Annotated in this window: 10 protein-coding genes; all 10 read left to right on the top strand. The window is 38.8% G+C overall.

Features of this window, described 5'->3' with window-relative positions:
* A partial coding sequence (locus L4C39_RS19400) for an IS3 family transposase (protein WP_429747572.1) occupies positions 1–265 on the top strand: 265 nt, incomplete at its 5' end.
* A 53-nt stretch (positions 266–318) separates the two neighbouring features.
* Positions 319–1,623, top strand: coding sequence for an SIR2 family NAD-dependent protein deacylase (locus L4C39_RS19395; protein ID WP_429747570.1), 1,305 nt, complete (start codon positions 319–321; stop codon positions 1,621–1,623).
* Positions 1,624–1,792: 169 nt separating this feature from the next.
* Complete coding sequence (locus L4C39_RS19390; RefSeq protein ID WP_429747568.1) at positions 1,793–2,323, top strand: GNAT family N-acetyltransferase; 531 nt, start codon at positions 1,793–1,795, stop codon at positions 2,321–2,323.
* A gap of 136 nt (positions 2,324–2,459) precedes the next feature.
* The gene (locus tag L4C39_RS19385) at positions 2,460–3,365 is read left to right on the top strand and encodes an abortive infection family protein (RefSeq protein ID WP_429747566.1); all 906 of its coding nucleotides are present in this window, start codon (positions 2,460–2,462) and stop codon (positions 3,363–3,365) included.
* A 145-nt stretch (positions 3,366–3,510) separates the two neighbouring features.
* Complete coding sequence (locus L4C39_RS19380) at positions 3,511–4,191, top strand: leucine-rich repeat domain-containing protein (protein WP_429747564.1); 681 nt, start codon at positions 3,511–3,513, stop codon at positions 4,189–4,191.
* 142 nt (positions 4,192–4,333) lie between these two features.
* Positions 4,334–4,960 (top strand): DUF5677 domain-containing protein, encoded by a 627-nt coding sequence (locus L4C39_RS19375; protein WP_429747562.1) that lies wholly within the window; start codon positions 4,334–4,336, stop codon positions 4,958–4,960.
* A gap of 148 nt (positions 4,961–5,108) precedes the next feature.
* A complete protein-coding gene (locus tag L4C39_RS19370; RefSeq protein WP_429747560.1) occupies positions 5,109–5,759 on the top strand; it encodes a hypothetical protein in 651 nt (216 codons plus the stop codon).
* Positions 5,760–7,133: 1,374 nt separating this feature from the next.
* The gene (locus L4C39_RS19365; RefSeq protein WP_429747558.1) at positions 7,134–8,255 is read left to right on the top strand and encodes a hypothetical protein; all 1,122 of its coding nucleotides are present in this window, start codon (positions 7,134–7,136) and stop codon (positions 8,253–8,255) included.
* A gap of 149 nt (positions 8,256–8,404) precedes the next feature.
* Positions 8,405–8,746, top strand: a complete 342-nt coding sequence (locus L4C39_RS19360; RefSeq protein WP_261889227.1) for a hypothetical protein — start codon at positions 8,405–8,407, stop codon at positions 8,744–8,746.
* Positions 8,747–9,482: 736 nt separating this feature from the next.
* Positions 9,483–9,730 (top strand): FRG domain-containing protein (locus L4C39_RS19355; protein WP_429747556.1); only part of this gene is annotated, 248 nt, incomplete at its 3' end.

The following is a 9,730-nucleotide window of genomic DNA, read 5'->3' as shown; positions in this document are numbered from 1 at the left end:
ACAATACAGAGCTTATAAGTATCAGGACTTCATGCGAAAGCATGGAGGAGTACCAAGCATGAGCCGTCAGGGTAACTGTTGGGACAATGCGGTAATGGAGTCGTTCTTCAGTCGACTGAAAGTCGAATTGATTTACGCAGAAGATTATCAAACAATCGAAGAAGCCCGAATGGGGATCTTCGAATATATCGAAGTGTTCTACAATCGAAAGAGAAGACACTCAGCGTTGGGGCATGTCAGTCCCGTTGAGTACGAAAGTATGTAGTTATGTACTGTCTACTTTTTGTGGGGTACACCAACCTCTGAAGGAGAAAAAAATTGAGTGAATATTTTGAAATTGCCTACGCTGCAGTATCAAATAGGTTGTGTCTATTTACAGGAACGGGCTTTTCTAAGTCAGTAACTGATAATCAAGCCCCGAGTTGGCAAGGGCTTTTAGAATCAGTTTGTGATGAAGTAGCTCAAGGTGTTTCATTAAAAGCGAGCTTATTTCCATCTAATGGGAAAAATCCTTTAAGCCTTGAAGAAGCTGCACAAGTTATTTCAATTGAATTGATGAAAGAAGATAAAAGTATTCATAATGAAATAGCAAAATTAATTAAGCCTATTGATCTCCACGGTGATAACAGTCCAATTTCTGATTTTTTGTCATCAAGAAGCTTAAGAGTGGTTACTACAAATTATGATAAACTTGTTGAAAAGTTATCAGGTGAGTCTGATTGCCATTCTTTAACTCCTGGTCTCCCAATACCACGCTCACCATCAAGGATAAAAGTATATCATGTTCACGGCTCTGTAGACTCACCGGATAATATGGTAGTCACGTCAGATGATTACTTTAAATTTATAAATGGTACATCTTATTTTTCAAGAAAGTTGAGCACTGTACTTCACGAAAATACAGTTGTGATTTTAGGTTACTCTCTAGGTGATACAAATTTAAAAGCAATCATTAGTGACTATAAAGGTTTTTCTCGTAGTCATGTGATCGGGTCAAATATTTTTTTAGTATCTCGCTCTTCTGTTGATCAGCCTGTAAAAGATTATTACTCTCACTGTTATGGAATAAGAGTAATCGATGATACTAGTGTTCATGACTTCTTCAGTCAATTAAATGACACAATTCCTAGTGCAGAAAAATGTGCAGAATCATCACTAGAAAATATAAGAAAAGTTGTTTTCCAAAATGCTTATTTTACTAAAAATTTTTTGCGGATTGAAAATAATTTTTATGAAATTATTTCGTCAATAGCAGCTATTGGAGTAAGTATTGACGATGCTCGAGTAGTGAGAGCTTTGGGGCAAATTATTGAGAAAAAAATTGAGCTGACAGGTGAAAATTGTGCTTGGGAACAGTATGAGCACTTAGCTAGATGGCTGATTTATCTAGCAAGTATTCTTGAGCTCAAGGGGACTTCAATTGAAGACGTATATCTTAAAGCCACGCTTACTTCAATGACCACTATGAGAAAAGAGCTTTATACTGGCTATTCATGGCATGCTTATAAATCTTGGAGTTATCGCTGGTCAGGAATCATCGCATCGAATAGATCTTTAATTAAAAAATATATCGAGGAAAAAAGTACGTGGCCTGATGCACTATCTGTTGTGCGAAATGGCTAACTTCCTCGAAAACTCATCGGTATAACAAACTGTTTAAGAGTGATTCGCAACGCGTGGCATTTTCACCATGCGTTGCGCTTTGTGATTAAGGTGGCTTGCGGTGGCTTTAGTATTGCGTTGCTCACACCTTAACAGGGCGTTATAAGCACGACTTAACATAGGAGTTTTGATGGAAAGTGAAAGGCTCAAATTGGTAGCTCCGTCATTAGATTTTATCGATGCTATGTATACAGTTATTGATGAGTGTAGGTCAGAATTTTATGAATTTTTGCCTTGGGTTTCAGATGCTTTAACGAAAAAAGCTCTTGAGCAAAACATTCAGGAAGCTGTGATCAATTTCTCCAATTTTTCAGGAGAATTTTGGTTTAACATTATCGAAAAGAAAACGGGATCATTTATTGGTGCTGTGGGTTTTATCGTTAGAGATGAATCCGTGCCGTATTTTGAAATTGGCTATTGGTTGCAAACGTCAAAGGTAGGCTCTGGCTACATAACTGAAGCTATTAGTTTGGTAGAACAGTATGCATTTAATGATAAAGGTGCCATGAGAGTAGAAATTAAGATGGCAGCWACAAACTTAAAGAGTCAGGCGGTTGCAAAGCGATGCGGCTATGGGCTTGAAGGGCAGCTAGTTAATGCAAGGCGTTTGCCATCAGGYGAACTCGATAGTACGGTGATTTATTCGAAAACGTGCTTCTAACAAACAATTTAAGAGTGACTCCTAACGCTTGCCGATTTCACTCCGGTTTGAAATTTGTGTTTACGGCGCAATGGTTTAGCTTAGGTTTTTTAGCGTTGTCGCACCTTAATTGGGCGTTAAGTTTTAGGAGGTATAGGTGTCTCAATTACTAGAAAAAATCAAAGGGCAAAGCTCTAGGATCAAAGAAAAAAGAGCAGAAGTGCTCAATAAGTTAGAGAAGCTCGAAGAAGCGTTAACGGAATCTCTCGACGGTATTGATATTTGGGCTCGTTCAGCCCAAGAAACGTTGCAAATGATCGGACCTGATGACTGGGTTTATGGTTATCTTCAATTTAGTGATGGGGAATTAGAGGTTGCATATCGCTCGACTGAAGACGATTTTGTTGACTCTATGAATCAAGTCCCAGAGGACTATCAATCTTTTAAATGTAAGGGCATAAAGTCATGTTCAGTTGAATGGCTTGAGCGATTGTCTAAAGACATTCAGATTAACTCGCTGTTAGGAAATATTGAGTATGCACTCGCGTCAATTGAGAATAATACATCTGAATCGATTGACTCGTTAAACAAAGCATTAGACTCACAATCTGAAGATATTGCTTCTGAGGCGATTAGCGCACTTAAGGATGTAAACTCTGATGAATTAATTAAAGCTTGGATTAAATCTCGGAATACGATCCAGTCAGACCCATCAGACTCGATTACTAGGTCATCTAGTTATTTAGAGTCGGTATGTCGCCTTATCCTAAAGGATACTGGTGAACCATTACCGGCTAAGAAAGACATTACAAATCTTATAGGTGCAGCAATAAAGGCTCTGGATTTATCTACAGATCAGGAAGCTAACAGGGATATGACACAACTGTATGGTGGAATCAAAAGTATTTTTCAAGCAGTTGGGGCGATGAGAACTCATTTTGGTACAGCGCATGGTTTTACCCCAGGGGATTATGTAGCCCCCGAGCACTATGCAAGATTAGTTAGTGACGCTTCCGCTACAGCAAGCACCTATTTATTGCGTAGGTTGAAACAAAAAACTTAACAAACGCTTTAAGACGGATTCGCAACGCGTGGCATTTTACCATGCGTTGATTTTTGTGATTAAGGTGGTGTGCTGAAACATCGTATTGCGTTGCTCACCACTTAAGCGGGCGTTAGGGCTCAGTATTAGCTTGGTCGAAAATAATATGATTAATGATAAGTATAGATGTAATCAGAACTGGTCGGAATGGTCTCGTTGTGTCACCAACATAAATGACATTGAGTTAGATTGGCGTTGGGTTTCATTTTATCGTGAAGGAAAATCACACAAAGGCATCAGTTCATTTTCACAACAAATTACACGTTTGTCAGCCAAGCAGGTAAACGGTGAATTCCTTAGTGAAATAGCAGAACTGCAAAACTTAGAATATTTGGAAATTGAGAGGCTATCGTCAGACACGCTACTTCCATTGATTAATTTGAATAAGTTGGAAACGCTTAAAATTTCAGGAGTCAGCAAGGCTGAGAATTTTGAGGTTTTAGCAAGCCTACCTAATTTGCGCTATCTATTTATAGAGGGCGCGAAAAAACTAAACAATTTAGAATGTCTATCGGGTTTTACAGAGCTCATAAGTTTAGGTGTTGAAGGGACGATGTATACAAATCAAAAGGTCTTATCTTTGCTGCCAATCAGTACATTGCCAAATTTAGAAGCATTGTTTTTAACGTCAGTGAGCCTAACGGATAAATCAATATTGTGCTTAGCAGATTTATCTAAGATACGTGTATTATCTTGCGCTAGGTTTACAACGAAAGAGCACTTCTCTTCTTTAAAGAGCAAAAAGCCAAACCTTAAATGTCGTTGGTTTGAGGCTTACGAAATTTAGCCCTAACAAACAATTTAAGAGTGACTCCTAACGCTTGGCGAGTTCACTTCGGTTTGAAATTTGTGTTTACGGCGCAATGGTTTAGTGTGGTGTAATAGCGTTGTCGCACCTTAATTGGGCGTTAGCTATCAAGGAGGTAAATTTGAGTTCATCAAACCGTATTGAAGGATTAAGAAATAAGGTTAATAGTCTGTTTCCGGTCTACGAAAGCAGTTTATATCGATATTCTTTACTAGCATACTCAAGAAGTTTATTGGACTTAGCCGATGCAATAATCACTTTATCTGATGCTGGAAAGTTGTCAGGGATTCCAATTTTATATCGTACCTTTTCTGAAACCTTTGTAGACTTTCATAATCTATCGACTGATAAGCTCTATGGGTATCGTTTGCAGTCGAACCGATTGAAAGAATGGATAAAGGTGTTAGATAACCTAGATCCAAAGCATCTCTCATGGCTCAAGGAGTCAGCTGAATTAGATGATTTGGGCGGTTTTAAGGAACAATTACTTAAAGAAAAATCTGATCTTAATGAGAAGTATAAACCAATCAAAATCGGCGCGAAATTTGAATTGGCAGGTTTAAAAGATTTCTATGATACGGTTTATAACGAACTGTGTAGCGATTCACATTCCAATCTTAGATCTGTTTTTAGTCGGCTGAATTTGGACGAAAGTGATTTAAAGGTTCAGCTATGCATTGCAACTATCCCACAGGCGTTAAAAGAGCTAGAAGACACTCTTGCGCAAGTCTTTAGAGTTGATAGCTAACAAACAATTTAAGAGTGATTCGGCACGCGTGGCATTTTTACTATGCGTTGGTCTTAGTGATTAAGGTGGTATGCGGGAGCATTGGTATTGCGTGCCTCACACCTTAATTGGGCGTTAGGTGCTATTCAATAGAATGAGATGTAGTGAAATGACAATAATAAAAAATGGTATATTTAGTATTCCGCTTTATCACGGAACCACAAGTGCTTTTGTAGACTCGATCAAAGAGCATGGTTTAGGTGGTGTTGACCATTTGGAGAAAATCGGCGCAAAATCTTTGATGCAAGACCTATTTAATCTTGCTGAGAAGCAAAGGTGGACGGATGAAAGTTGGTTAAAGCAGCGAAAACTACTGGAACCTCTTGTTATTCAAGAACGAAATCAAGTCTACAACTTTCAACATGGTGGAGCATACTTAACTTATTCAAAAGAACTTGCTAAGAAATATGCTTTAGATAATCCGTTTGGTTGTGAGTATTTGCAGTATTTAAGGGTATTCATTCAAATACTTGTACAAAGGGACGTCAATGAAGTTGAAAAGTACTTTGACCATCCTGTATTTGATCTGTGGCAAAAACCGAATGACCCTTATCTCATTACTCTAGATCAAGTTGAGCTTGAAAACGTTGAGCCAGAGAACGATGTTAACCTTGAAACACAAATCGCTAGTATCGAGTCTCAAATAAAACAGGGCAACTATAATGCTCAAAGTTTTAAGCTAATTGTTCCCGTTTCTCATGAAAGGCTTGTAATAACCAATTTGGGACACTGGAACTCAACAGCAACGGAACTGCTTTAGGACTTAACTGGTGAATTTTGAGGTTCGCACCTAACAAATAATTTAAGAGTGATTCAGCACGCTTGGCATTTTTGGTTTGAGTTAAGTTCAGTGATTACGGTGGTCAATTTAAGTGTCGTGGTAGCGTGCTCCACACCTTAATTGGGCGTTATATTGCATAAGATTCAAAGGGTTAAATTATCCGTTTATCTTTGTTCTGCGTTCAAGCTACACACCTGTTCGTTCCGTGAAAAATGCCATCAAAATGCCCATCGCACGTAGAAAGTGTGTCGGTTAATTAGCTGCAACGTCACGCAAGTCTCCTCGCTAGTAAGCTTTGCTGGCTCACGTTCATTTTGCGCGGCTTCTTTTTCGTGGGGACTTCATTGAAAGTTGTGGCTTCAGCGCACTTTGCCGTCAGGTTTCTCGCTCGAATTCTTTGTCACTTTGGCTAATCGAATTTCTCCAATCTCAACTCATTTCGCTTCTTAGCCAAGTGCGTTTTATTGTCTATGATTGAGTTTCGAACTATCCATTTTACTTCTGAGCTCAAAGCCAGTAGATTTGTAACTAATTCAGCACCTTGGCGCTAAACTTGGCTCTGTCGTGCGGGCAATATAACAAACAATTTAAGAGTGACTCCTAACGCTTGTCGATTTCACTTCGATTTGAATTTTGTGTTTACGGTGCAATGGTTTAGCTTGGGTGTTACAGCGTTGTCGCACCTTAATTGGGCGTTATATTGCATAAGATTCAAAGGGTTAAATTATTCGCTTATCTTTGTTTTGCGTCCGAGCTACACACCTGTTCGTTCCGTGAAAGATACCATCAAAATGCCCATCGCACGTAGAAAGTTTGTCGGCTAATTAGCTGCAACGTCACGCAAGTCTCCTCGTTAGTAAGTTTTGTTGGCTCTAGTTCATTTTGCGCGGTTTCTTTTTGGTGGGGATTTCATTGAAAATCGTGGCTTCAGCGCACTTTGCTGTCAGGTTACTCGCTCGAATTCTTTGCTATTCTGGCTCTTCGAATGACTCCAATTTCAGCTCATTTCGTTTCTTAGCCAAGTGCGATTTGTTGTCTATGGTTGAGTTTCGAACTATCCATTTTACTTCTGAGTTCAAAGCCAGTAGATTTGTTTTCAATTCAGCACCTTGGCGCTAAACTTAGCTCTGTCGTGCGGGCAATATAACAAAGCATTTAAGAGGGATTCTCAACGCTTGGCATTTTTGCATCTACTTCAAATTTAGTGTTTACGGTACAATGCTTTAGGTTGGGTGGAGGCGTTGTTCACCCCTTAATGCGGCGTTAGTAGGCTGGTCAATGTTGCGCTACAACAATGATTTAGGTTGCATAATGGTTTAATATGGGGCGATATCCTGTTTTGAGTTATTATTAATGATTACTGATTCAATTAAGCAAGCCATCGAAAATCGAAGGTTAATGGTATTTGTCGGTCTGTTTTTTCTTGGTATTGCCCTTGCTACTTACTATTTTGCTGACTTTAGGTTCTATATATCGAGCATTTTTCGTATAACCTCAGACAATGACTTTGTAACTTTTACATCTTTTTTGTTGGCAATACTGTCATTTGGTTTGGTTTATCTACAGTCGGGAGGCAATGAAACGCTAGAAGATAAATCATACAATCAGTTGATGAATAAGATTAAAAATCAGACTCGTCACTATTCCTCGATTACAAAAGATATTTCCGAGTATAAAGAAGAAGTAAGTAATAGCTTAGAAGCCACAAGAAAGGATAGCGAAAAATCTAAGTTAGACATCGAAGAAATTCTAGAAAGACTAAATAACTTCGAGCTTAGCGCGAACCTCACAGATGATGATAAAACTAAAATATTAGAATCAATTATTGAACGTTCGAGTGAGCAGAGTATTAAGGACATATTCAACAGTGAAACTAAATTACTTCGCTCCGAAGTAAAAAAGAGTCTAGCCTATGAAAACCTTTCAAAGGACTCTCGTGTAATAGTGCAACGCCTGTTTAGGGAAATTTCTGACTTGAGGTTACGTGCAAACATAAACCTCTTGATCGGTATGGCTATAACCGCGGGTGGTCTATATCTTCTATGGACAACGGTATCAATGGTTGATTCATCTGAGCTATTAAAGCAACTGGCCTCCGAAGGGTCTGAATCAAATACTAAGTTTATCAAAAACTTAGTATTACCAATACTTCCTCGAATAATGTTGATTATCTTCATAGAAATATTTGCGTATTTTTTTCTTAGATTATACAAAAATGGACTTGCCGAAATTAAGTACTTTCAAAATGAACTTACAAATGTGGAGTCAAAGTTGTCTGCCGTTAATTACGCTTTAGCAACTGGTAACGACGATGCGTTGCAGATTTCAATCAGTTCGTTGGCGAATACGGAGCGAAACTTTATTTTGGAGAAAGGGCAGACAACTGTTGAACTTGAGAAAGCTAAGTCAGAATCTGAACTAACTCGAAATATTATCAAGACGGTTCCCAACCTCTTTAAGCAAAGTGGAAAATAGCCTACTAACAAAGCGTTTAAGACAGATTCCCAACGCTTGGCATTTTCAGTTCAAGGTTGGGTTTTGTGTTTACGGTGCAATAGTTTAGGTTCGGTGGTTAGCGTTGCTCACTACTTAACGCGGCGTTAGCAATCAATGGAGAAATTGAATTGAGTGATTATCAATCAAATTTGGAAAGTCAGTTGAACATGCTTGATGAGACTTGGTCATCACTATTAAGAAATGAAGTCACAAGTGAAACAGAAGTAGTTCTAAATTTTAATTATTTATGTCCGAGTAAAACGTCAGCAATTAAACTGAACGACGCTTTGGGAAACTATGAGACACTAATTAGAAGTGAAGGGTTTATTAGTCGTTCGTGGTTTGTTGAAGGGTATTCTCATCCAACATCCGTTACCAAGGAAATTCTCGCCCAATGGCTAGATTTTATGGTTTCACTGGGCTGGGAGTATCAATGTGTTTTTGAAGGTTTTGGTGCTTCGTTTAGTTAAATTGCTAACAAACAATTTAAGCTGACAGCCAACGCGCGGCATTTTCAGTTCCAATAGGTTTGGGTGTAATCGGTGCGTTGCTTTGGGTTCAGGTTTGCGTTGGTCTGCAACTTAATTGGGCGTTATATTGCATAAGATTCAAAGGGTTAAATTATCCGTTTATCTTTGTTCTGCGTCCGAACTACACACCTGTTCTTTTCGTGAAAAATGCCATCAAAATGGCCATCGCACGTAGAATGTTTGTCGGTTAATTAGCTGCAACGTCACGCAAGTCTCCTCGTTAGTAAGTTTTGCTGGCTCAAGTTCATTTTGCGCGGCTTCTTTTCGTGGGTACTTCATTGAGAATTGTGGCTTCAGCGCACTTTGTTGTCAGGTTTCTCGCTCGAATTCTTTGCTATTCTGGCTCTTCGAATGACTCCAATTTCAGCTCATTTCGTTTCTTAGCCAAGTGCGTTTTGTTGTCTATGATTGAGTTTCGAACTATCCGTTTTACTTCTGAGTCCAAAGCCAGTAGATTTGTAACCAATTCAGCACCTTGGCGCTAAACTTGGCTCTGTCGTGCGGGCAATATAACAAACAATTTAAGAGTGACTCCTAACGCGTGGCGAGTTTACTCCGGTTTGAAATTTGTGTTTACGGTGCAATGGTTTAGCTTGGGTGTTATAGCGTTATCGCACCTTAATTGGGCGTTAGGTTAAAGGTTGTAGTGACTAGTTTCACGATATTATTGGAAAAAATGATGAAGGCTGTTGAGTACAGAATTGAAAATATATCAGAATTTTTGGACGTATTTAGAAAAAATCCACCAGAGTTATTTAGGGGGCAGGCAGAAGATTGGCCTTTGATACCTTCACTTGGTCGAGTTACTTTGAGTGTATTTGAAGGTATTCTAGAGATTGAGGAAGATATCATTTCTGAATTTAAGAAATATGGTTATCCATATTTCGATGGGGCGAGTTTGTCATATACTGATTGGATACTTTA

Source organism: Vibrio clamense, from assembly GCF_050337905.1.
In the GTDB taxonomy this organism is placed as follows: Bacteria; Pseudomonadota; Gammaproteobacteria; order Enterobacterales; family Vibrionaceae; genus Vibrio; species Vibrio cortegadensis.
Note: the sequence above shows the minus strand (reverse complement) of the source record. Positions and strands in the feature narration are given on the sequence as shown.

Coding starts and splice junctions, on each gene's coding strand:
- L4C39_RS19380 (WP_429747564.1), top strand. CDS start 3,511: ATGATTAATGATAAGTATAGATGTAATCAGAACTGGTCGGAATGGTCT.
- L4C39_RS19370 (WP_429747560.1), top strand. CDS start 5,109: ATGACAATAATAAAAAATGGTATATTTAGTATTCCGCTTTATCACGGA.
- L4C39_RS19365 (WP_429747558.1), top strand. CDS start 7,134: ATGATTACTGATTCAATTAAGCAAGCCATCGAAAATCGAAGGTTAATG.